The sequence below is a fragment of the Psychromarinibacter halotolerans genome, from assembly GCF_029168315.1.
Classification (GTDB): domain Bacteria; phylum Pseudomonadota; class Alphaproteobacteria; order Rhodobacterales; family Rhodobacteraceae; genus Psychromarinibacter; species Psychromarinibacter halotolerans.
The window spans coordinates 818,748-840,390 of sequence record NZ_JARGYD010000001.1; the positions used below are offsets into that span (position 1 = coordinate 818,748).

The 21,643-nt window shown below is 65.7% G+C and carries 19 protein-coding genes; 5 read left to right on the forward strand and 14 right to left on the reverse strand.

Annotation, left to right across the window (positions count from 1 at the left end; translation table 11 throughout):
• The first annotated feature begins 3 nt into the window (after positions 1-3).
• A complete protein-coding gene (locus P1K30_RS03900) occupies positions 4-1,428 on the forward strand; it encodes a sulfatase-like hydrolase/transferase (protein ID WP_275631351.1) in 1,425 nt (474 codons plus the stop codon).
• A gap of 30 nt (positions 1,429-1,458) precedes the next feature.
• Complete coding sequence (locus tag P1K30_RS03905; protein ID WP_275631352.1) at positions 1,459-2,586, forward strand: ABC transporter ATP-binding protein; 1,128 nt, start codon at positions 1,459-1,461, stop codon at positions 2,584-2,586.
• Positions 2,587-2,620: 34 nt separating this feature from the next.
• Here the strand turns inward: P1K30_RS03905 and P1K30_RS03910 are convergent, their stop codons facing one another.
• The 4 genes from P1K30_RS03910 to P1K30_RS03925 all read right to left on the reverse strand — a co-directional run bounded on the left by P1K30_RS03910 (position 2,621) and on the right by P1K30_RS03925 (position 6,901).
• Positions 2,621-3,697: a sn-glycerol-3-phosphate import ATP-binding protein UgpC gene (locus P1K30_RS03910; RefSeq protein ID WP_275631353.1), complete on the reverse strand. Its 1,077-nt coding sequence runs from the start codon at positions 3,695-3,697 to the stop codon at positions 2,621-2,623.
• A complete protein-coding gene (gene ugpE / locus P1K30_RS03915; RefSeq protein WP_275631354.1) occupies positions 3,697-4,539 on the reverse strand; it encodes a sn-glycerol-3-phosphate ABC transporter permease UgpE in 843 nt (280 codons plus the stop codon). The genes P1K30_RS03910 and ugpE overlap by 1 nt, the downstream gene beginning before the upstream one ends.
• A gap of 4 nt (positions 4,540-4,543) precedes the next feature.
• On the reverse strand, positions 4,544-5,497 hold the full coding sequence (locus P1K30_RS03920) for an ABC transporter permease subunit (RefSeq protein ID WP_379562033.1): 954 nt from the start codon (positions 5,495-5,497) through the stop codon (positions 4,544-4,546).
• A gap of 102 nt (positions 5,498-5,599) precedes the next feature.
• Positions 5,600-6,901, reverse strand: coding sequence for an extracellular solute-binding protein (locus P1K30_RS03925; RefSeq protein WP_275631356.1), 1,302 nt, complete (start codon positions 6,899-6,901; stop codon positions 5,600-5,602).
• Positions 6,902-7,247: 346 nt separating this feature from the next.
• Between P1K30_RS03925 and P1K30_RS03930 the strand changes: the two genes are divergently transcribed.
• Positions 7,248-7,850 carry a hypothetical protein gene (locus P1K30_RS03930; RefSeq protein WP_275631357.1) on the forward strand — a complete coding sequence of 201 codons (603 nt, stop codon included), beginning with the start codon at positions 7,248-7,250 and terminating at the stop codon, positions 7,848-7,850.
• 40 nt (positions 7,851-7,890) lie between these two features.
• Positions 7,891-8,967 (forward strand): cache domain-containing protein, encoded by a 1,077-nt coding sequence (locus P1K30_RS03935; protein ID WP_275631358.1) that lies wholly within the window; start codon positions 7,891-7,893, stop codon positions 8,965-8,967.
• On the opposite strand, the gene P1K30_RS03940 is transcribed toward P1K30_RS03935, so the two are convergent.
• From P1K30_RS03940 to P1K30_RS03985, 10 genes are all read right to left on the reverse strand, one after another.
• Positions 8,954-10,936 carry a glycosyltransferase gene (locus P1K30_RS03940; RefSeq protein ID WP_275631359.1) on the reverse strand — a complete coding sequence of 661 codons (1,983 nt, stop codon included), beginning with the start codon at positions 10,934-10,936 and terminating at the stop codon, positions 8,954-8,956. The two genes, P1K30_RS03935 and P1K30_RS03940, sit on opposite strands and share 14 nt — an antisense overlap.
• A 4-nt stretch (positions 10,937-10,940) precedes the next feature.
• The gene (locus tag P1K30_RS03945) at positions 10,941-12,104 is read right to left on the reverse strand and encodes an HlyD family secretion protein (protein ID WP_275631360.1); all 1,164 of its coding nucleotides are present in this window, start codon (positions 12,102-12,104) and stop codon (positions 10,941-10,943) included.
• 110 nt (positions 12,105-12,214) lie between these two features.
• On the reverse strand, positions 12,215-13,222 hold the full coding sequence (locus tag P1K30_RS03950) for a family 8 glycosyl hydrolase (protein ID WP_275631361.1): 1,008 nt from the start codon (positions 13,220-13,222) through the stop codon (positions 12,215-12,217).
• 43 nt (positions 13,223-13,265) lie between these two features.
• Positions 13,266-14,063: an SDR family oxidoreductase gene (locus P1K30_RS03955; protein WP_275631362.1), complete on the reverse strand. Its 798-nt coding sequence runs from the start codon at positions 14,061-14,063 to the stop codon at positions 13,266-13,268.
• Positions 14,064-14,158: 95 nt separating this feature from the next.
• Entirely contained in the window at positions 14,159-15,583 is a 1,425-nt protein-coding gene (locus tag P1K30_RS03960; protein ID WP_275631363.1) for a gamma-aminobutyraldehyde dehydrogenase, read from the reverse strand.
• 12 nt (positions 15,584-15,595) lie between these two features.
• The gene (locus P1K30_RS03965; RefSeq protein WP_275631364.1) at positions 15,596-16,402 is read right to left on the reverse strand and encodes an ABC transporter permease; all 807 of its coding nucleotides are present in this window, start codon (positions 16,400-16,402) and stop codon (positions 15,596-15,598) included.
• On the reverse strand, positions 16,392-17,339 hold the full coding sequence (locus tag P1K30_RS03970; RefSeq protein ID WP_275631365.1) for an ABC transporter permease: 948 nt from the start codon (positions 17,337-17,339) through the stop codon (positions 16,392-16,394). The genes P1K30_RS03965 and P1K30_RS03970 overlap by 11 nt, the downstream gene beginning before the upstream one ends.
• Entirely contained in the window at positions 17,336-18,322 is a 987-nt protein-coding gene (locus tag P1K30_RS03975; RefSeq protein ID WP_275631366.1) for an ABC transporter ATP-binding protein, read from the reverse strand. The genes P1K30_RS03970 and P1K30_RS03975 overlap by 4 nt, the downstream gene beginning before the upstream one ends.
• A 68-nt stretch (positions 18,323-18,390) precedes the next feature.
• Complete coding sequence (locus tag P1K30_RS03980) at positions 18,391-19,548, reverse strand: ABC transporter substrate-binding protein (RefSeq protein WP_275631367.1); 1,158 nt, start codon at positions 19,546-19,548, stop codon at positions 18,391-18,393.
• Between the two features lie 251 nt (positions 19,549-19,799).
• Positions 19,800-20,714: a LysR family transcriptional regulator gene (locus P1K30_RS03985; protein WP_275631368.1), complete on the reverse strand. Its 915-nt coding sequence runs from the start codon at positions 20,712-20,714 to the stop codon at positions 19,800-19,802.
• A 147-nt stretch (positions 20,715-20,861) separates the two neighbouring features.
• Between P1K30_RS03985 and P1K30_RS03990 the strand changes: the two genes are divergently transcribed.
• Positions 20,862-21,641 (forward strand): creatininase family protein, encoded by a 780-nt coding sequence (locus P1K30_RS03990; RefSeq protein WP_275631369.1) that lies wholly within the window; start codon positions 20,862-20,864, stop codon positions 21,639-21,641.
• Positions 21,642-21,643 lie beyond the last annotated feature (2 nt).

Consider the following 21,643-nt stretch of genomic DNA (forward strand, 5'->3'; position numbering starts at 1 on the left):
GCGATGAGCACACGTCCCAACATCCTGTTCCTGATGGCCGACCAGCATTCGGTGCGGTCGATGGGCGATCATCCCGACACCCCGGTCGAGACGCCCCACCTGATGCAGCTGGCGGCCGAAGGCGTGCGGTTCGACGCGGCCTATTGCCAGAACCCGCTGTGTGTCCCCAGCCGGTCCATCCTGCACACGGGCAAGTACGGTCGGACCACCGGCATTTACGACAACCAGCACATCCTGCCCGCCAACGGCCCGACCCTTGCGCGCAGCCTGTCGGACGGCGGCTATCGCACCGCCCTGATCGGCAAGTCGCACTTCAACGGCGAGCAGTTTCAGGGCTTTCAACAACGCCCCTACGGCGACCTCTACGGCCAGGCGCACCAGCCCGATCCACGGCGGCACGCCAACGAAAGCGGGTTAGGCGACATCCTTGCGGACGCGGGGCCTTCGGGCATCCCGCTGCCGATGACCCAGACCGAGATCTGCGTGGCCGAGGCGACCAAGTGGCTGCAGGGCTACGTGGCACGCCCCGACGCGCCGTTCTTCCTTGCGGTGCATTTCGACAAGCCGCACTTCCCCATCAACCCGCCCCCAGCGCTGTACGACCGCTTCGCGGGGCAGATCGCCCTGCCCGACCACGATCCCGACTGGCTGGACCGCGCGCCTGCATTCGTGCAAACCGCCGCGAACGCCAGCGGCACCGCCGGTCACCGGGGCGACGCCGAGGTGAACCTGCGGGCGCTGGCGGCCTATTACGGCTGTGTCGAATGGATCGACGACGCCGTGGGGCGGCTGCTGCAGGTGCTGGATTACCTCGACCTGTCGCGCGACACGCTGGTGGTCTATTGCTCGGACCACGGCGAGATGGCCGCGCAACGCGGGCTTTGGCAAAAGACGCTGTTTTATGAGGACAGCGCGCGCGTGCCGCTGATCATCCGTTGGCCCGGACAGGCGCAGGCGGGCTTGCGGTCTGACCAGCCCGCCGGGTTGATCGACCTGTTCCCGACGCTGTGCGCCGCCGCAGGTGTCACGCCGCCCGACGACATCGAAGGCATCGACCTGTCGCCCGCGCTGTCGGGACAGGACCTGCCAAAGCGCGATCTGTTCTGCGAAAGCGTCGTTCTGAAACAGCCCGATCACGCGGGCTGCATGATGCGCCGCGACCGCTGGAAATACGCGCTGTACCTCGACGGCAGCGAAGAGCTGTACGACCTGTCGGCCGACCCGGACGAATGGACCGATCTGTCCGGCGACCCGGCGACGTCGGCGCTGCGCGACGAGCTGCGGCAGACCGTGCGGGACTTCTGGCAACCGGACAGCTTCCGCGCACGCTATGACGCGACGCCCCGGATGCCGCATGAAAAACACTTCTATCCCTATTCAAATCAGTACCTGACCGGAGACGGCAGGGTGTTCGACGCGCGGCCCTAGGCCGCCCCGGACGCAGAAGGAGAAAGACACATGGCGGGGCTGACGCTGAAGGACGTGCGCAAGAACTACGGCGCGGTCGAGGTGATCAAGGGCATCGACCTAGACGTCCGTGACGGAGAGTTCATCGTGTTCGTCGGCCCCTCTGGCTGCGGCAAGTCTACCCTGCTGCGCATGATCGCCGGGCTGGAAGAAATCTCGGGCGGCGAGCTTCTGATCGGCGACCGGCTGTGCAACGACATCCCCGCCAAGGCACGGGGCATCGCGATGGTGTTCCAGTCCTACGCGCTGTACCCGCACAAGACGGTGCGCGAGAACATGAGCTTCGGTCTGAAGATCGCGCGCCGTCCCAAGGCCGAGATCGCCGCCAAGGTCGAGGACGCCGCAGGCATCCTGCACATCGAGCACCTGCTGGACCGCCGCCCCGCGCAGCTGTCGGGCGGCCAGCGCCAGCGCGTCGCCATCGGTCGCGCCATCGTGCGCGACCCCGAGGTGTTCCTGTTCGACGAACCGCTGTCCAACCTCGACGCGGCTCTTCGGGTCCACATGCGGATGGAACTGGCCAAGCTGCACGCCGACCTTGGCACCACGATGGCCTATGTCACCCATGACCAGATCGAGGCGATGACGCTGGCGGACCGGATCGTCGTGCTGGACTCTGGCGTCGCCCGCCAGATCGGCACCCCGCTGGAACTGTACCACACGCCGCAAAACGTCTTCGTCGCGGGGTTCATCGGGTCGCCCAAGATGAACCTGCTGGAGGGTCGGATCACCGCGCTGTCGGATGCCGCGATCACGGTCGACGTCGCCGGACTGGGCACCGTGGACGTGCCGGTGCGCCCGGACGCGGACAGCGCCATCGGCGACGCCGTCACCTTCGGCGTGCGGCCCGAGCATGTGCTGCGCGCGGATGACGCGGACACAAGCCGGCCCGGCATCCCTTGCACCGTCGAGGTGGCCGAGAACATCGGCGACCACGCGATGCTGCGGCTGAACACCAGCGAGGGGCTGGTGATGATGGCACAGGCCAGCGCGAACCGCTTCTGGCGCGCGGGCGACCTGTATCGCATCGCGTTCGACGGGCCGTCGCTGCACCTGTTCAACAGCCGTGGCGACAGCTTTACCCGGATCAGCCGCCCCGCCGTTCTGGCCGACGCCTGACAGGTCGGCGGGCGCGGCGCACCCGCGCCCCGTTTCAGACTGCTTGGGCCAGCTTCTGGTGCTGCGCCGGGGCCATGTCGATGCGCCGACCGGTGTCCTTGGAAAACAGGTGCAGTTTGCCCGGCGCCACGGCGACATGCACCGTCTCGCCCAGTTCGGCGGTGCTGCTGTCGGCGATGGCGACGGACTGCCCCGCGACCGCGCCGTGGATGATCCGCTGCGCGCCCAGTTCCTCGACATGCTCGACCACCACCGGCAGACCCGTCGCGGACAGCGTCAGGTCCTCGGGCCGCAGGCCAAGCGTGATCGGACCGGCGGCTGTCGCGGCGGCACCGATGTCGTGGCCGTCGACCAGCACGCGGCCACCGTCTGCCACCGCGTCCAGCAGGTTCATCGCCGGAGAGCCGATGAAGGACGCCACGAAAACCGACGCGGGGGAGTGATACACCTCGAGCGGGGCGCCGATCTGTTCCACGCGGCCACCGTTCAGCACCACCAGCCGGTCGGCCAGCGTCATCGCTTCCAGCTGATCGTGCGTCACATACAAGGACGTCGTGCCCAGCCGACGCTGCAGCCGCCGGATCTCGCCCCGCATCGACACGCGCAGCTTGGCGTCGAGGTTCGACAGCGGTTCGTCGAACAGGAACGCGGCGGGCTGGCGCACGATGGCCCGGCCCATCGCGACCCGCTGGCGCTGGCCACCCGACAAGGCACGCGGCTTGCGGTCAAGGTACGGGTCCAGTTCCAGCATCCGCGACGCCTCGGCCACGCGCTCGGCGATCGCGGCCTTGGACTCTCCCCGGTTCTTCAGCCCGTAGGCCATGTTGTCCCGCACCGTCATGTGCGGGTACAGGGCGTAGTTCTGGAACACCATCGCGATGTCGCGGTCGGCCGGGTCCAGCCGGTTGACGACGCGCTCGCCGATCCGCACGTCGCCATGCGTCACGCTTTCCAGACCGGCCACCATGCGCAGCAGCGTGGACTTGCCGCAGCCCGAAGGACCGACCAGCACGATGAACTCGCCATCCGCGATCTCGATATTCACGTCGCGCACCGCGTCGACGCCGCCGGCATAAGTCTTGCCCACGTTGGTGAGAGAAAGATGTGCCATCACTTGTCGCTTTCCGTCAGGCCCTTGATGAACATGCGCTGGAAGATGACCACCACCGCCACCGGCGGGATCATCGCAAGCACCGCAAGGGCGAAGGCTTCGTTGTAATCGGGGATCTGGCTGCCGACCCACACCTGCAGGATCGACTTGATGCCACGCATGAGCGTGTAGAACGTCTCGTCCGTGGTCATCAGTAGCGGCCACAGGTACTGGTTCCAGCCGTAGATGAACATGATGATGAAGATCGCCGCCATCATCGTGCGCGACAGCGGCACAAGGATGTCGATGAAGAACTTCACCGGGCCCGCGCCGTCGATCCGCGCCGCTTCCAGCAGCTCGTCCGGCACCGACTTGAAGAACTGGCGGAAGAAGAACGTCCCGGTGGCCGAGGCCAGCAGCGGCACGATCAGGCCGGTGTAGCTGTTCAGCAGTCCCAGCGTCGACATCACCTGATAGGACGGCATGATCCGCACTTCCAGCGGCAGCAGCAGCGTGGTGAAGATCGCCCAGAAGATCGCGGTGGCGAAGCGGAACCGGAAGTACACCAGCGCATAGGCCGCCATCATCGACAGCACGATCTTGCCCACCGCAAAGCCGATGCCCATGATCATCGAGTTCATCAGCATCCGCAGGCCGGTCACGTCTCCGGTGAAGCCGCCACGCGCGGTCAGCACCTTGGTGTAGGTCGGGCCAGCATTGCTGCCGGGGGTCAGGAACAAGCCGTTAGAATGAATGTCGATCGCCGTATGGGACGAGGACATCAGCGCCATGAACACCGGCAGACACAGGAACAGCGTGCCGAGGATCAGGATCAGGTGGTCGAAGAGTTTGATTTTCTGCATCGGATCACCCGTAGTGCACGCGGCGTTCGAGAAAGCGGAACTGCACGACGGTCAGCGCGGCCACCACGATCATCAGGATCACCGACTGGGCGGACGATCCGCCGATGTCGTTGCCTTTGAAGCCGTCCAGATAGACCTTGTAGACCAGCGTCATCGGGTTGTTCGCCGGCTTGTCCTTCACGATCACATCGATGATCGAGAAGGTATCGAACATCGTATAGGTGATGTTGATCACCAGAAGAAAGAACGCGGTCGGCGCCAGCAGCGGCAGGATGATGTCGCGGAACCGGCGCCAGCCAGAGCGCGCGTCGATCAGCGCCGCCTCGCGGACGGAAACCGGGACAGACTGCAGCCCGGACAGGAAGAAGATGAAGTTGTAGGGGATCTGCTTCCACACGGCGATGACCGTCAGCGCGAAGGCGGTGTCCCAATAGTCGATGCCGACCCGCAGATCGTGGCCGAAGGCGGCGAACAGCTTGGTGAACGGCCCCATGTGCATGTCGAAGAACATCATGCCGATCAGCCCCGCGACCGGCGGTGCGATGGCGTAGACCGAGATCAGAAGCGTCTTGTAGCTTTCGGCGCCCCGGATCACCTTGTCTGCCTTCACCGCCAGCAGCAGCCCCAGCCCAAGCGACAGCGCGGTCACCACGACGCAGAACAGCGCCGTGAACCATGCGGTGCTGGCGTACTGGCTGTTCGACACGGCGTCGGTGTAGTTCTCGAACCCCACGAAGGTGGACCCAAAGCCGAACGGATCCTCGATGTAGAACGACGACGTCACCGCCTGCACCGACGGCCAGTAGAAGAAGATCGCCACGATGGCGAGCTGCGGCAGAAGGAACAGCCAAGGCGTCAGCGGGCGCGAGAACTGCACCCGCTTGGCGGGGTTCGGCGTCTCGGCGAAGTACCAGTCGGCCAGCCGCGCCCTAAGGCTGCGGCGGGCGGCGGCGGGCATGTCGGCAATCGGGGTGTCGGTCACGGTGGGTCCAGCGGGTCAGATGGTAAGCGGCAAGCCCGGACCGCGATCCGGGCTTGCCTGTGTCGTGTGATGCGGGCGTCAGCCGTTGGTGCGGGCGAACCGCTGAAGCAGGCCGTTCGCCTCGTCCTGGATGATGTCGAACGCGTCCTGCACGCCGACCTCGTCCGAGAAGATGCGGTTGAACTCGCGTTCCATCACGGTGCGGATCTGCGGGTAGAAGCCCAAGCGGTACCCGGCGGTCCACTCGCCCGACGGCAGTTGCAGCTGCTTGATGCCGACTTCGGCAACGGGCTGCTCTTCGTAGTAGCCTTCCGACTTGGCCATCTCATAGGCGGCTTCGGTGATCGGAACGTAGCCGGTGTTCTTGTGCCAATAGACCTGCACCTCGGGCGAGGTCAGGAAGGTGAAGAACTGGGCCGAGCATTCGTTCTCTTCCGGCGATTTGCCAGCCATCGCGAACAGCGCGGCGCCACCGATGAAGGACTGGGTGCCAGCCCCTTCGATCGCATCCCAGTAGGGCATGAAGTCAGCCGAGAACGGCGCGGACGCGGACTGCTGCAGGCCACCGAACGAACCCGACGAGCCGATCCACATGGCGGATTCGCCTTCTTCGAAGGGCTTCAGGTTGTCGGCCCAGCCAGCGCCGTAGAAGCCGAAGTAGCCATCGTCGGCCCACTCTTTCAGCTTCTCGAACATCATGACGGTGTTTTCATCGTTGACGATTATCTCGGTCCCGTCGACGCCGTCATAGCCGTTGTTGTTGGTCGCGAATTCCTGGTTGTTCCGCGACTTGAAGTTCTCGACCATCATCCACGTCAGCTGCGACGCGGTCAGCGGCAGGTAACCGGCTTCGACGATCACGGGCGCGATCTGTTCGAACTCTTCCCAGGTCTTCGGCGGCTCGACACCGGCGGCTTCGAAAGCCTCGGTGTTGTAGTACATGATCGGCGCCGACGAGTTGAACGGCATGCCGATGAACTTGCCGTCGCTGTCGGCGTAGAAGCCGCGCACGCCGGGAATGAAGGCTTCGCGGTCGAACTCTTCACCGGCGGCAAGGATCAGTTCCTCGGCCGGGATCGTCGCACCTTCGGCGGCGATGATGGTCGCGGCGCCCGCGTCGAAGACCTGAAGGATGTTCGGATGCTCGCCCGACCGGAAGGCGGCGATGGCCGACGACAGCGCCTCTTCGTAGGTGCCGCGCGAAACCGGCGTCAGGTTGCAGGTCTCGGACTGGTCGTTGAACATCTGCGAGATCTCGTTGATGACCTCGCCGTTGCGGCCGCCCATGCCGTGCCACCAAGAGATTTCGGTGGCGGACTGAGCCAGAGCGGAGGTGGCGGTCAGGGCGATCATCGCCGACGCCGTCGCAAATTTGTACATGTGTGCCTCGCAAAGAGTTGTAGCGTGGCGGCACGGCTAGCGGCGCGATGTGACAGCTTCGCTTCGGATTTGTAACAGTCAGCGGACATCCGCATCGCGGCGGCGCAAGCTGTCGCGACGGAATACTCGCGTCCCCGGCCCTGTCGCGTCGGAATTTCGCACGGCCTTGGCCTGTCGATCCGCGATTGCCCCTATCGGAACGGTCCGGTCGAAGTTGGGTCGCCGGAAAGCTGCAACCGTCCGCCAATCGCCACGTAAGGTTGACCGCTTTCTTGAAAAAACTGCGCCTGCCGTTAACAATTGCCGCGATTGCAAAGCCGCGACACGCGGCCCCCCGAGGTGAGTCATGAGTGCTTTCGTCAACCCTTTCCGGCGCGCCCTGTCCGGCTTCGCGCTGGCAATAGGACTTGTCCTGTCCGTGCCCGACGCGGCGCGGGCCGATGGCGAGTTCTTGCAGTTCGACCTGTCGGAAACAGCATCCGATGCCGTGTTCGCCGTGTCCCGCGACCGGTTCAGCTTCAACGGCAACTACTCGGAATACGAAAGCGGCAGCGCAACGACCTTCAGCGTGTCCTATGCCTTCCCGATCGACGGCATCGGCACCTTCCGCGTCGGCCCCAGCGTGTCGCGCAGCGTCGACGACGACGACGGCACCTCTAGCGAGTTGGGCGCGCGGGTCGTGTTCGAGCGGTGGATGCCGACCAGCTTCGGGTCGCTGTTCGTGCTGGCCGAGTACAGCACCATCGACAACAACTACTTCGGTCTGGTGCAGACCGGCTTTGGCACATCGGGCTTCTCGGCTGAATTCAGCGTGGGCGGCAGCGAGAAATACGACGCCACGACGCTGGCCGTCAGCAAGCGGATCGGGGACGGCCCGGTCTATCTGCGCGGCGGCTACAAGTTCGTGGCGCAGGAAGCCTTCATCGGCTTCGCGCTTAACACCTTCTGAGAAGGATCACGTCATGCCGGACGCGACGCGAGACGGACGCATGTCCTTCGCAACCGCCACCTATGGGTTCGTCGGTGCATCGGTCCTTGTGCTGGGTCTGGCCGCGTCGGCGGTGTTCTGGTCCCGGTCCGAGACCGTGATCGACGAGGCGCTGGACCTTGCCGTCCGGCTGCGCACCGAGGCGGCCGGTGAAAGCTTTGCCCGGCTTCTGCCAGAGGATTGGGTCGATCTCGGGTTCCTCGCCCGTGCTGCCGGTGGACTGGAAGGCGAGGACATCGGCAACCTGCTGGAAGGCGTGCGGGGCGACGGCTCGCGCATGTCTTGGGTCGGCTACGCCGACGTGGACGGCGTGGTGCTGGAAGCGTCCGACGACCTGCTGGTAGGCGCGGATGTCAGCGAACGCCCGTGGTTCCGCAACGGCCTGCGGTCGGGTTTTGCCGGTGACGTGCACGACGCGGTGCTGTTGGCGCGGATGCTCCGCCCCGAGGGGGGCGATCCGCTGCGGTTCATCGACCTCGCCCTGCCCGTGCGCAACGCCGAGAACGAGGTTCAGGGCGTCGTCGGTATGCATATCGACGCGTCGTGGGCGGAACAGACACTGGCCGAGACGGGCCGGATGCTGGGCATCGACCTGTACCTGATCAACGCCGCCGGTGACGTGGTGATGACATCCGGGAACACCGCACCCGCAGCCGGAGAGCTTGACCTTCTGACAGCCGCGCGCGCGGGCACCGCGTCCAGCGGCCGCGAGACTTGGCCCGACGGGCGGGAGTATTTCTCGACGCTGGTCCCCACGGTGTCCTATGGCGACCTGCCCAGCTTTGGCTGGCGGCTTGCGGGGCGGATCGACGCGACCACGTTCCGGCCCGGCCTGAACACGCTGGTGGGGTCTGCGGGCGTCGCGCTGGCCGTGGCGCTGGTTGCGCTGGCCCTTTTGTCGGTGCTGTTCGTGCGGATCTTCGTGCGCCCGTTCTCGGCCCTGTCGGACGCCGCCCGCCGCATGGCCGATGGCGAGGATGTGTATCCGCCCGAAACCGGTGCCACCCGCGAGGCGGCGACCCTGTCCGTGGCGCTGTCACGCCTTCAGGCCCGCCGCTCTGGCTCTAGCGGGACGTGATCGCGAACCGCTCGATCAGATCGCCCAGAAGGGCCGCGCCCCGCACATTGCCCACACCCGGCGCATTCCCTTCGGTGTAGAACCGCAGGAAGAACGCCTCGCGCTGCGCCTCGTCCGGCAACAGCTGCACCCGCGCCCCGTCGCCGGTGGGTGCGATGACATAGGCGGAGACCTCTCCGGGGACGCCTTCGATCTCAAGCGTGCCGCGCGCGCCTTCGGGGACAACGGCGCCCCGCAGACGCACGGTGTCCATCGTCAGCGAGGTGATCCACAGCGACCACTCCGCGCCCTCGGTGCGGAAGGTCACGCGCTCGGGCTTGTCGGCGACATGCACCTCGACGCGCGGCAACTCGATACAGGCAAGGCAGGTCACGCCAAGGACGATCAGGTTGTAGATGCTCCAGAACACGATGACCCATTTGCCGTCGCCCGCGTCGTTATAGGCGAAGCTATCCGAGAAGATCCCAAGCGTCAGGCCCAGGAGGGTCAGCACGAAGGCGACAAGGAACGGCGCCATCAGTTCCCACTGGACAACGATGCGAGACCGGTCGCCGCCCTTGGCCGTGACCGAGAACTTGTGCCCCTTCGGCTTGAAAATCCCCGCCATCGCGGCCCGCGAGATGTGGATCGACCCGATCAACTGGCTGACATCGTGCAGCACCGGAAGCAGGATGCCGCCACTGAGGAAGTTCATCGTGAACACGACCCACAGCCAGTAGCAGCCGAAGTAGGTGATAACGTCCGTCAACTGGGCATCGACAACGATGGTGTTGAAGAACCAGTACATCAACGGGAACACGATGGCCGAGATGCGGAACAGGAACGACGTGCTCCAGTACAGGAAGGAATCGATCGTGCTCCAGCGATGGCGCCAGCTCAGCTTGTTGCGGCGGAACGGCCCCAGCGACGACCGCACGATCTGCATCAGTCCAAGGCACCAGCGCGCGCGCTGGGTGATGTATTCCTTCAACCCCTCGGGCGCGAGCCCTTCGGTCAGTGCCTCGTCCAGGTAGACGGTTTTGTACCCGTGGTTCTGTAGAACCATCGAGACCATGAAATCCTCGGTCACGCTTTCGGTGCTGAACCCGCCGATCTCGCGCAGGGCGGTCCAGCGGCAGATCGACGAGGTGCCGCAGCAGATCGCAATGCCCCACGCGTCGCGCGACGGCTGAAGGTAGTCGAAAAAGAACCGCTGTTCGTCCGGGTAGGACCGCACAAGGCCAAGGTTGTGCTGGATCGGGTCCGGGTTGAAGAAGTGCTGCGGCGTCTGGACCAGCCCGACTTTCGGATCGTGGAACAGGGCCAGCGTGCGTGACAGGAACCCGCGATGCGGCACGAAATCGGCATCCAGAACCGCGACGAAATCCGGCTGCACCGGATCCTCGGCCAGCCGATCCAGAGCGTGGTTGATGTTCCCGGCCTTCGCGCCCTTGTTGTCGGGCCGCCGCATGTAACGCACACCCTGCTCGGCGCAGTAATCGCGCAGCCAGTCGCGGCGGCTGTCGTCCAGCACGATCACCTCTTTGTTGAGGTGCCGCAGGGACTTGGCCCCGACGATGGTACGTTCGAGAACGTCGAGTTCCTCGTTGTAGGTGGCAATCAGGATGGCGACGCGCGGCTCTCCCTGCCCCCACCACCAGTGGATGTTCTCGTCCACCTCGTCGCTGCGGTGCCGGATGCGGGACATGATGACGAAGGCGCTGATCGACCCGACCAAGGCCAGAAGCTCCAGCGTGAACAGCAGCGTACTTGCCACGAAATCCAGCGTCAGCCCCGGAGGTGCAAGCGTATCGGTGGCACGCCACCAGATGTATCGCAGCGCCAGCAGACCGGCGATCGAATACAGGATGGCGCGGTGGGTGTTGTTGTTGCGGTCGACGAACGACGGCAGGATCGCCGTGATCCCGGCGATCAGCGCAAGGTGAACGGCGCTGGACCCAAGTTCGCCCAGATGCGGAAAGAACTGCATCGGTTCAGCCGCGGAACCAGTCAAGCGGACGACGGTCGAAGAATGCCCGTCCTGTCTGGCCGATCATGCAGCGGGTCTCGGGGTTGGCGGCCAGCGCGGGCACCAGCAGGGCCACGTCATAGCGTTCGAGATGCCGCGGGCTGGGCGCAATCGCAAGGTTCTCGTACACCGTGGCGGCGCCAGACCCGGCAAGCCGCGCAATCGTGCCATCCATCGGGTCGGACGAGCCCGACAGCCGGAACGTCGCGGACTGGCCCACGCGCAGGGTGTTGTAGATACGCTCGGTCACCGACAGGGTCACCATCGTCGCGTCGCAGTCGATCAGCCGCAGGATCGGATCGCCCCGCTGCACCGTCACGCCGTCGCCCTGAAGGACGTCCCAGAACAGCCCGTTCATCGGGGCGGTGATCTCGCCCCCGGTCAGCGCGTTGACGCGAACCCGCTCGCGGCCAACCCGTTCGTTGATCGCCTTTTCGCGTGCCTCGGCCTCTTGCAGCGCGCTTTCCAGTTCAGAGATCACGGATTCCAGTTCGGTCGCGCGCTGAACAGAGTTCGGGCTGTCGTTGTAGCCATCGCCAAGGAACACGCCCCGTTCGGCGGCGCGCAACGCGATTTCCAGAATCTCGACCTGTTCACGTGCTTGGTCCAGCACCAGCGGGCTGTCCACCGGCTCGCCCGGCTGCCAGTCCTGCGCGCCGTCGATCAGGTCGATGATCCGCAGTTCGGTGTCGTCCGGCAACTCGCCGGTTTCAAGATACGCCAGCCGGAACCGGGCATGGGTCAGCCGCGAGCGGAGCTCGGCCAGCCGCTCGCCGTTGAAGACACGGCCCCGCTGAAGCAATTCGGCCTGCAGGTCCCGCGCCGCCTTGAGATTCGCGTTCAGGCGGATCGTCTCTGCGGCGGCAAGCTTCGATTCAAGCACCAGATCGTTCAACCTGACGGTATCGACCAGCTGATCGGTGATGTTCGCCACCACTTCTCCCGAGGTGACGCGCGACCCAAAGGCCCGATCGGGCAGTTCCAGCGTCCCCGCCACGTCCGCCCGCACGGTCACGACCGGGGCGTTGACGACGGCGTCGGCACTGGCGCCGGACATCTGTTCGCCCACGATGACCCAAACGGCCACAAGGACGACGACAAGTCCGATAAGGGGGCGAGCGTATTTCATGGGTTTTTCCCTGAACTTGGTACGACACTGCGATCCGCACCAAGCTTCTGCTTCGGCGTTTCCGAATCGTGGTTAATCATTAACTGTTTAATGTGGCAGGGTTTGGGCGGTCAGCCGTGACTTTCTGCATGTGCAACATGCGCAAGCATCTGAAGAGTCGCGGGAAAATACGACTGTGATGCCAGATCGCCCGCAGAAAACGGCACAAACCTGTCCTTGGCGAGGTCTACGATAAACCGATAGCCCGGCGCGTTACTGATCGCCGTCACGGCCCCGTCGGCCTCGACCCGGACGGCAACGTGATCCGGCTGGTCCGTGCGCGCCATCATCGTTGCCATCCCGGCAACCGCCGGATGCGCCGCCAGCCCGGACCACGCCAGATAGATCGGTATCCGCAGCGCATCGTAGGACGAGCGATAGTCGTGATCGCGCGGCGCCTCGAAGCCATCTGGCGTGACGGCCACCCAGTCGGGCAGAAACCCGGTCGCGGCCAGTTCCGCCAACAGGGCCTCGCCATGATCGGCGGCGCGGGCAAGCTGTGGGGCGTCAAAGGCGGCAGCCAACTCGCGCATCGCGCGGGGGTGATAGTAGGACGGGTTCACCAGAACCCTGTCGGCTTGGCGAACCGCCTCGGCGCCGGGCATCAGCAACGGTGCATCGGCGCGGCGCGGGTCGGGCGCAAGGCACAGCGCCACGATATCGCGGGTGACCGCCGCCGGAACCGCGCTGTCGACCGGCCAGCCCCGGTTGCGTGCCGCCCGAAGCAGGGCCCATGCCCGCAGCAGATCGCCGTCGGTGGCATTGTGCCAGTCGGGGATGCTGTCGGCGCGCGACGGATCCCACTTCCACGACATCAGCGCGTCCTGCCGGTTGGCGATGTGTCCGCGGGTCCAGCCTTCGATGCGGTCGAAGGTCTCGCGGTCGCCGAACGCCTCGGCAAGGATCAGGCCATAGGCCTGCCCCTCGGAATGGCTGATGCCGTCGTTGACGTCGTCGATCACGCGGCCGTCGGGCGCGACGAAGCGGTCGCGCCACGCGGTCCACGCATCCGCCTGCGCCAGCGCGGGCCGTGCCACTGCCAATGCCGCCAAGCCAGAGATAACCGTTCTTCGCCTCATGCGTGCATCAGATGCGCCAAACCTGGCCAGAGGCAAGGGCCTGCTAGTCGGCTTTGCCGATCTCTGCGCACCAGTGGCGCGGGCCAAGGCCCCGATCCGGCCCCAGCGCGGTGAACCCGCCATCGACCGGGATGTCACAGCCGGTGATCCACGACGCGGCGTCCGAGCAGGCGAAGACCACGGCGTCCGACACCTCGGTCATCCGGCCCACCCGGCCCAGCAGCTTGACCTGCGCGCCCGCCTTGTCGGCAAGGTCGCGGTCGCCGTCGGTCATGTCTTCCATCGGCGGGGTCCATGTCCAGCCCGGCGAAACGCTGAGAACGCGGATACCCTTGGTGCCAAGCTGGACCGCGCCAAGCTTGGTCAGCTGCATCAATGCTGCCTTGCTGACAGAGTACGGGCCCCGCGTGTGGTTGCCCGACTTGGCCGAGACGCTGCCCATGAACACGATCACGCCGCCCGGCGCCGTCAGATAGGGCCGCGCCTTCTGCATCAGCATCGCCGCGCCCACGACGTTGATGTTCAACGAGGTCAGCCAGTCTTCGCGCGTGGTGTCCATGCCGTTGTCGAGGTAGGAACAGGCGTTGTGAACCACGATGTCCAGCCCGCCGAAGCGGTCCTTGCAGACCTCCAGCGCGGTATCGATCTGGCCATCCTCGGCAAGGTCCATCCGCTGATAGGCCGCGCCCTCGCCCAGTTCTGCGGCCAGCGACGCGCCCATCTCGTCCTCGATGCCGGTGATCAGCACCTTCGCCCCGGCTGCGTGCAGCCCAGATGCGATTGCCCCGCCCAGCCCGTGCGTGCCCCCGGTGATCAGCGCCGTCTTGCCCGTCAGATCCATATCGTCCGTCCTGTTCCCTGCGGCCGTTCCGGCCCGCGTTCCATCCGGCGGCAGGCTGTCGCGTCAGCCCGCCGGCCGCAAGGGCGGAACCGACGTCAGTGCGCGATCATCACATGACGGGCGACGGTGTAATCTTCCAGCGCGTACATCGACATGTCCTTGCCGTAGCCCGACTGCTTCAGCCCGCCGTGGGGCATCTCGTTCACCAGCATGAAATGCGTGTTCACCCATGTGCAGCCGTATTGCAGCCGCGCCGAGATATCCAAAGCGCGGCCGATGTCGCCGGTCCAGACCGACGAGGCAAGGCCGTACTGGCTGTCGTTCGCCCACTGGACGGCGGTGTCGGCGTCATCGAACCGGGTGACCGACACCACGGGGCCGAACACCTCGCGCTGGACGATCTCGTCCTGTTGCAGCGCGCCCGCGACGACGGTCGGGCGATAGTAGAACCCGTTGCCCGCGTGCAGATCGCCGCCGGTCGTGATCTCGATATGCTTCAATTCGGACGCGCGCTGCACGAAGCTGGCGACGCGGTCACGCTGCCGCTGCGAGATCAGCGGCGGGATCTCGTTCAGGGTATCGTCCGCGTTGTCGTAAACGATGGACGACACCGCGCCGGTCAGGTCCGCGACGAGGTTGTCGTAGATCTTCGGCCCGGCATAGATCCGGCAGGCGGCAGTGCAGTCCTGCCCGGCGTTGTAATATCCGAAAGCGCGCAGCCCCTCGACCACACGGCCCAGATCGGCGTCGTCCATCACGATCACCGGGGCCTTGCCGCCCAGTTCCAGATGCGTCCGCTTCACAGACTTCGACGCCGCCTGAAGGACTTTCTTGCCGGTGGCCACATCGCCCGTGATCGACACCATGTCGACCTCTGGGTGGTTGATCAGCGTGTTGCCGACGCTGGCGCCCTGCCCCACGATCACGTTCACCACGCCTTCGGGGAAGATGCCCGCGATGATCTCGGCCATCAGCAGCGCGGTCAGCGGCGTCTGTTCGGACGGCTTCATCACCACCGTGTTGCCGCCCGCCAGTGCCGGCGCCAGTTTCCACGCCATCATCATCATCGGATAGTTCCACGGCGCGATGGACGCGACGACGCCAATCGGGTCGCGCCGGATCATCGAGGTGTGCCCCTCCATGTATTCGCCCGCGATGGGCCCGTGCATGTTGCGCACCGCGCCCGCGAAGAAGCGGAAGCAGTCGGCGACGGCGGGCACCTCTTCGTTGCGGACCTCGTTGATCGGCTTGCCGCAGTTCAGCGCCTCGAGCGTGGCGAACTCTTCGGCGCGGGCTTCGATGGCGTCGGCCAGCGCCAGCAGCAGGCCGGACCGGTGACCGGGCGTGGTGCGCGCCCAGCCCGCAAAGGCCGCGCGGGCGGCGGCGACGGCGCGGTTCACCTGATCCAGATCGGCCTCGGGCATCTTCACGATGACCTCGCCGGTGCGCGGGTTCAGGACCTGTTCCTCGGTCTCGGTGCCCGCTTCCTGGGCGCCTCCGATCAGCATCTTGGTCTGCATGGGTTTCCTCCGTTACTTGCCCTGTCCGGCGACGGTGTCCGTCCCGCGGGTCAGATAATAGGCGCCCAGAATGGGCAGCATGGTGACAAGCACGACGACCATCGCGACCACGTTGGTCACCGGGCGTTCGCGCGGGCGCACCAGTTCTTCAAGCATCCAGATCGGCAGGGTCTGCTGCTGTCCGGCGGTGAATGTGGTCACGATCACCTCGTCGAAGCTCAGCGCGAAGGCCAGCATCCCGCCGACCACCAGCGCCGTGGCGATGTTGGGCAGGATCACGTGGCGCAGCGTCTGGAACAGGTTGGCGCCAAGATCCATCGACGCCTCGACAAGGCTGCCGCTGGTGCGGCGGAACCGGGCGACGGCGTTGTTATAGACGATGACGACGCAGAAGGTCGCGTGGCCCAGCACGATGGTCCATGTGCTGAACGGAATGTCCGCGATCGAGAACGCCGACCGCAGCGCGATGCCGGTCACGACGCCGGGCAGCGCGATGGGCAGGATCACCAGAAGCGAGATCGTCTCGCGCCCGAAGAACCGCGTGCGGCTGACGGCGGCGGCGCACAGCGACCCTAGGATCAGCGCGATCACCGTCGAGATCGAGGCGACCTTCACCGACAGCGCCAGCGCTTCCCAAACGTCGGGGCGGTTCCACGTCACCGCGAACCACTTCAGCGTCAGGCCGGGCGGCGGCCACTGAAAGGATTTCTCTTCGGTCGTAAAGGCATAGGCGAAGATCAGCAGGATCGGCAGGTGCAGGAACAAAAGCCCTGCGGCGGCGGCGATCTTCAGGCCAAGGGGGGCGCGGTCAGAGTGCATCGAACGCCCCCATCCGCCGGGCGATGTACAGGTACAGCCCCATGATCACGATGGGCACTACCGCGAAGGCGGCGGCCAGCGGGATGTTCCCCGCGATGCCCTGATGCTGGTACACCGCCTGCCCGATGAACAGCCTTGAGGTGCCGATGATCTGCGGGATGATGTAGTCGCCCAGTGTCAGCGAGAAGGTAAAGATCGACCCCGCCACGATCCCCGGCAAGGCCAAGGGAAACAGGACGTGCCGGAAGGTCTGCCCGGGCCGCGCGCCAAGGTCGCCCGACGCTTCCAGCATCGAGGCCGGAACCCGTTCCAGCGCGGCCTGCGTCGGCAGGATCATGAACGGCATCCAGACGTAAACGAAGACGATGAAGGTGCCCGTCGTGCTGACCGACAGGGAATTGCCCCCGACCACCGGCAGCGACAGGTAGGCGTCCAGCAGCCAGTTTAGGTGCAGGCCCTCCAGCGCCCATGTCAGGATGCCTTCCTTCGCAAGGATCAGCTTCCACGCGTAGATCTTCACCAGATAGCTCGACCACAGCGGCATCATGATCCCAAGGTAGAACACCGCCCGCCACCGGCCCTTGGCATAGCGCGCGGCGTAATAGGCGATGGGGAACGCGATCACCGCCGAAGCCAGCGTGGTGCAGGCCGCCATCGTGACGGTCCGGACGATGATGTCGAAGTTGGCGGGCGTGAACAGCTCGGCATAGGTCCGCAGCGTGAACTCGTAGTTGATCAGCCCGCTGAAGTGATCGATCGAGAAGAAGCTTTGCAGCAGCAGCGCGAACAACGACCCAAGGTAGATGATCCCCAGCCACAGCACCGGCGGCAGCAACAGCAGCACCAGCAGCAGCGTCGGACGCCGCCACAGCGTGTCCGACAGCCGCATTGTGACCCCGTCACGGCGCGGCAGATCGGTGGTGGACACGACGCTCATGCCTTGCCCCGCATCAGGTGCAGGTCGCCCTCGGCCCATGTCAGCGCGACTTTATCGCCCACCGCAGGGCGCGGCGCGTCCTGCGGCAGCAGCGCCGTCATCCGCGTGCCGTCCGCCATGAGCGAGACGCGCGTGCTGAGACCAAGAAAACTAAGCCCCGTGACGGTCGCCGTCAGCGGCCCGGTCTCTGCCAGCCGCACCCGCTCGGGCCGGATCGCCGCGGTCACCTCGTGGCCGGTCAGCCGCGCCACCGTCGCCGGGGGCAGCACGTTGGACGAGCCCACGAAATCGGCCACGAAGGGCACCTCGGGGCGGAAATAGATGTCTTCGGGCGCACCGACCTGAATGATCCGGCCCTCGTTGAACACGGCAACGCGGTCGGCCATCGACAGTGCCTCGCCCTGATCGTGGGTGACGAAGACGAAGGTGATGCCCAGCTGGCGCTGCAGGCCCTTCAGCTCCTCTTGCATCTGTTCGCGCAATTTCAGGTCCAGCGCACCCAGCGGTTCGTCCAGCAGCAGCACGCGCGGCTTGTTCACCAGCGCCCGCGCCAACGCCACGCGCTGCCGCTGGCCGCCGGACAGCTCGGACGGTCGGCGGGTGCCATATCCCGACAGCCGCACCATCTCCAAAGCCTGCTCCGCCGCCGCATGACGCGCCTTGCGCCCCTGCCCGGCGATCATCAGACCATAAGCCACGTTGTCGATGACGTTCAGGTGCGGGAACAGCGCATAGTCCTGAAACACCGTGTTGACGTGCCGCTTGTAGGGCGGCAGGTCGGCCACCTGTTCGCCGAAGATGGCGATCTTGCCCGAGGTCGGGCGCTCGAACCCTGCGATCAAGCGCAGGCAGGTAGTTTTGCCCGACCCCGACGGCCCCAGCATGGCGAAGAACTCGCCCTCGGGGATATCAAGGCTGACGCCATCCACCGCCTTCACCTCGCCGAAGTGGCGCGAGACGTGGTCGAAATTCACGGCTGACATGAAAGTATTCCGGTCCTTGCCCGCGCCGCCCCACGCAAGCAGGGCGACACGAGAGAGAGGTCAGGCGATCAGCGGCCGCCGATCACGCCGATATAGTCGGACACCCAGCGGTAATAGGGCACGCATTCGTCCTGGCTTTCGCAGTTGGCGACGGGGGTCTTCCAGAACCGGATCTTGTCGAACTGGTCCAGCCCGTTGGCGTCGCAGCCTTCCTGCGTCTGCATCCCACGCCCGTCGGAACAGGCGGCAGGCACCGACGGCACCGCGCCGAACCAGACCGACAGGTCCGATTGCAGGTTGGACGCCAACTGGTGCTCGAACCACATGTAGGCGCAGTTCGGATGCTCTGAATCCGCATGCAGCATGGTGGTATCGGCCCAGCCAGTCGCGCCTTCCTGCGGGATGACCGAGGCCACCGGCACGCCATCCGCCTGAAGCAGGTTGACCTGGAACGGCCAAGACCCCGAGGCGGCCATGCCTTCGTTCTTGAAGTCGTCGATCTGGATGAAGGCATCATGCCAGTAACGGCTGACCAGCCCGCGCTGGACGCGCAGCAGGTCAAGCGCCGCGTTGTACTGGTCCTGCGTCAGTTCGTAGGGGTCGGTGATGCCCAGATCCGGCTGGTGGTACATCAGGTACATCGCGGCGTCTGCGATGTGGATCGGGCCGTCATAGGCCTGCACCCGCCCCGCGTTGCTTTCCCCGTCGCCAAGCGTGGTTTCCTCGAACACCACGTTCCACGACGTCGGCGCCTCGGCGAAGACCTCGGTGTTGTACATCAGCACGTTCGGGCCCCACATATACGGCACGCCATAGTGGGTGCCGTCCACCGTGTGCCACGGCGCATCCTTCAGCCGGTCGTCCACCGTGCTCCACGACGGCACGAGATCGACGTTGATCGGCTGAACCCGGTTCCCCGCGATCATCCGCAGCGATGCGTCGCCCGACGCGGTCACAAGGTCGAACCCGCCTTCGTTCATCAGCGCGACCATCTCGTCCGAGGTGTTCGCCGTCTTGACCGAGACCATGCAGCCTGTCGCTTCCTCGAACCCGGTGACCCAGTCGAAGTTGGGGTCGGTCTCGCCACGTTCGACATAGCCGGCCCATGCGACGATCGACAGCGCGCCCTCGCCTTCGCCGATCTCGGTCATCTGCGCCAGCGACGCCGTGGCGACGGAACCGGCGGCGATCGAGGTCACGACGGCGGTGATGAAATTCGTCTTCATTGCGATCTCCCTGCGGGTGGCCGTGACGGTCCGGCGCCCGCGCAGCAAAGCGCGGCCGGGTGTCTTCGGCAGCCCAGTACAATTGGTGTGATCCTCGGCGGCGGACGCCGGGGCGTGATCCGGAAGCCTTGGTTTTTCCGCCCTGCCGGGCGCGCTTCATCCGTCACAGGAAAACTATGCGGGCGGCATTCTGCGTTCGCAAATTCAATATTCAGAAAGATGCGTTCGGAAATTCCGATAGCTCGGGCCTGTCAAAGGCGCAGGTGCTTGCCCGATTGCCCCATCCGAGCAAGCGAGATGAAATCGCGCACCGCCGCCGACAGCGGCAGGCCCCGCCGCCACACCACGCCAACCTGCACGATGGGCAGCGCCCCCGACACGTCTCGGCTTTCGATCCGGTCGCCGTCCAGCGACCACGGGCGATAGACAAGATCCGGCAACAGCGCCACGCCGGCGCCGGTGGCGACCAAACTGCGCACCGCCTCGACGCTGCGGGTCCGAAACGCGATTTGCGGGCGCTGACCGAAGGCGGACAGCAGCTTGACCGCTTCCTCCTCCATCTCGTCGACGTTCAGCATGATCAGCGGTTCGCGCGCGACGTCGTCCAGCCCGATGCTTTCGCGCCCCGCCAGCTTGTGTTCCAGCGGCAGCCACAGGCGGAAGGCCGACACGTCGAGAATCTCGGATTGCAGCGCCATCCGGTCGCGCAGGTTCGAGATCACCATGACCGCCACGTCCAGTTCACCGCCGACCAGCAGGTGTTCAAGGTATTCACCGCTGTCCTCCAGCGCCGAGACGGCGACCGAGGGGTTCATCCGCCGATACCGCGCCAGCAGGTCCGACATCACGTAGCCCGCCATCAGCGAGGTCACCCCGATGTTCAGGCGCCCCGAAGTCGTCCCCGGCGGCCGCTTGAAGGCCCGCCGCGCGCCCGACACGTCGGACAGGATCTTGGTCGCGTGGCGCAGGAACTGGTGGCCGCTGTGGGTGATCGTTAGCCCGCGCGCGTGACGGTCGAACAGGGTCACGCCAAGGTCGGCTTCAAGGTTCTTCAGCGCCTCGGTCACCGCCGACTGCGAGATCGACAGCGACTGCGCCGCGCCGATGACGGACCCGGCGTTGGCGACCGCTACGAAATAGCGCAACTGCTTGAGCGTAAACGACATGCGGTGCGGCTCCTGCCCGGACGATGCCCCGAAGACTATGCGCAGGCGCGGTCCGCCCACAAGCGGGCTGCACGGGCATGTATTGACTCGGGGCGGCGAGGCTGCGAACCAATAGGCGCACAATTGTTCGCATATGGAACTTTTCTCATGCTCTGGCAGGACCTCAAACACCGCGACTTTGCAGATGGCGCGCTGGCGGATGCGGTGGCGCTGGTGCCCTGCGGCGCCACGGAACAGCACGGGCCGCACCTGCCGCTGGGCACCGACACCTTCCTGTCCGAAGCGGTGGCGACCAAGGCCGTGGCGCAGGTGAAGACCGCGACGGTGGTGCAGTTTCCGACCCTCGACCTGACCGCCTCGCGCGAGCATCACGACTATGCCGGGTCGGTCTGGATCGAACCCGAGGAACTGGTCATTCAACTGATGGCCATCGGCCGCGCGGTGGCGCAGGCCGGGATACGGCGGATCGTGTTCATCAACGGCCACGGCGGAAACATCCCCGCGTTGCAGATCGCGTGCCGCCGCCTGCGGATCGAGCATGGCCTGTTCGCCGTCGCCGCCGGGTGGATGACCCCCGGCATGCCCCGCGTCCCGGCAGAGCTGAAGTACCCCGACGACGTGCACGCCGGTTTCATGGAAACCGCGGCGATGCTGCATGTCCGGCCCGACCTTGTCGACATGTCCGCCGCCGCCGATTTCGTCCCAGCCGCACGCGCGGTGGCCGAGGCGAACACGCATCTGCGGCTGATCGGCCCGATCACCACCGGCTGGACCGCCCGCGACCTGACCCCCGACGGCGCATCCGGCAACGCCGCCGCCGCCACCCCCGAGGCGGGCAAGGTGATCGTCGAAACCTGCGCGACCGCCTTTGCCGAGATGCTGGACGAGATCGCGGCGCACCAGCCCGGTTTTCCGGCCGCAACTTGAGA

Coding starts and splice junctions, on each gene's coding strand:
- P1K30_RS03900 (WP_275631351.1), top strand. CDS start 4: ATGAGCACACGTCCCAACATCCTGTTCCTGATGGCCGACCAGCATTCG.
- P1K30_RS03905 (WP_275631352.1), top strand. CDS start 1,459: ATGGCGGGGCTGACGCTGAAGGACGTGCGCAAGAACTACGGCGCGGTC.
- P1K30_RS03910 (WP_275631353.1), bottom strand. CDS start 3,697: ATGGCACATCTTTCTCTCACCAACGTGGGCAAGACTTATGCCGGCGGC.
- ugpE (WP_275631354.1), bottom strand. CDS start 4,539: ATGCAGAAAATCAAACTCTTCGACCACCTGATCCTGATCCTCGGCACG.
- P1K30_RS03920 (WP_379562033.1), bottom strand. CDS start 5,497: ATGCCCGCCGCCGCCCGCCGCAGCCTTAGGGCGCGGCTGGCCGACTGG.
- P1K30_RS03925 (WP_275631356.1), bottom strand. CDS start 6,901: ATGTACAAATTTGCGACGGCGTCGGCGATGATCGCCCTGACCGCCACC.
- P1K30_RS03930 (WP_275631357.1), top strand. CDS start 7,248: ATGAGTGCTTTCGTCAACCCTTTCCGGCGCGCCCTGTCCGGCTTCGCG.
- P1K30_RS03935 (WP_275631358.1), top strand. CDS start 7,891: ATGTCCTTCGCAACCGCCACCTATGGGTTCGTCGGTGCATCGGTCCTT.
- P1K30_RS03940 (WP_275631359.1), bottom strand. CDS start 10,936: ATGCAGTTCTTTCCGCATCTGGGCGAACTTGGGTCCAGCGCCGTTCAC.
- P1K30_RS03945 (WP_275631360.1), bottom strand. CDS start 12,104: ATGAAATACGCTCGCCCCCTTATCGGACTTGTCGTCGTCCTTGTGGCC.
- P1K30_RS03950 (WP_275631361.1), bottom strand. CDS start 13,222: ATGAGGCGAAGAACGGTTATCTCTGGCTTGGCGGCATTGGCAGTGGCA.
- P1K30_RS03955 (WP_275631362.1), bottom strand. CDS start 14,063: ATGGATCTGACGGGCAAGACGGCGCTGATCACCGGGGGCACGCACGGG.
- P1K30_RS03960 (WP_275631363.1), bottom strand. CDS start 15,583: ATGCAGACCAAGATGCTGATCGGAGGCGCCCAGGAAGCGGGCACCGAG.
- P1K30_RS03965 (WP_275631364.1), bottom strand. CDS start 16,402: ATGCACTCTGACCGCGCCCCCCTTGGCCTGAAGATCGCCGCCGCCGCA.
- P1K30_RS03970 (WP_275631365.1), bottom strand. CDS start 17,339: ATGAGCGTCGTGTCCACCACCGATCTGCCGCGCCGTGACGGGGTCACA.
- P1K30_RS03975 (WP_275631366.1), bottom strand. CDS start 18,322: ATGTCAGCCGTGAATTTCGACCACGTCTCGCGCCACTTCGGCGAGGTG.
- P1K30_RS03980 (WP_275631367.1), bottom strand. CDS start 19,548: ATGAAGACGAATTTCATCACCGCCGTCGTGACCTCGATCGCCGCCGGT.
- P1K30_RS03985 (WP_275631368.1), bottom strand. CDS start 20,714: ATGTCGTTTACGCTCAAGCAGTTGCGCTATTTCGTAGCGGTCGCCAAC.
- P1K30_RS03990 (WP_275631369.1), top strand. CDS start 20,862: ATGCTCTGGCAGGACCTCAAACACCGCGACTTTGCAGATGGCGCGCTG.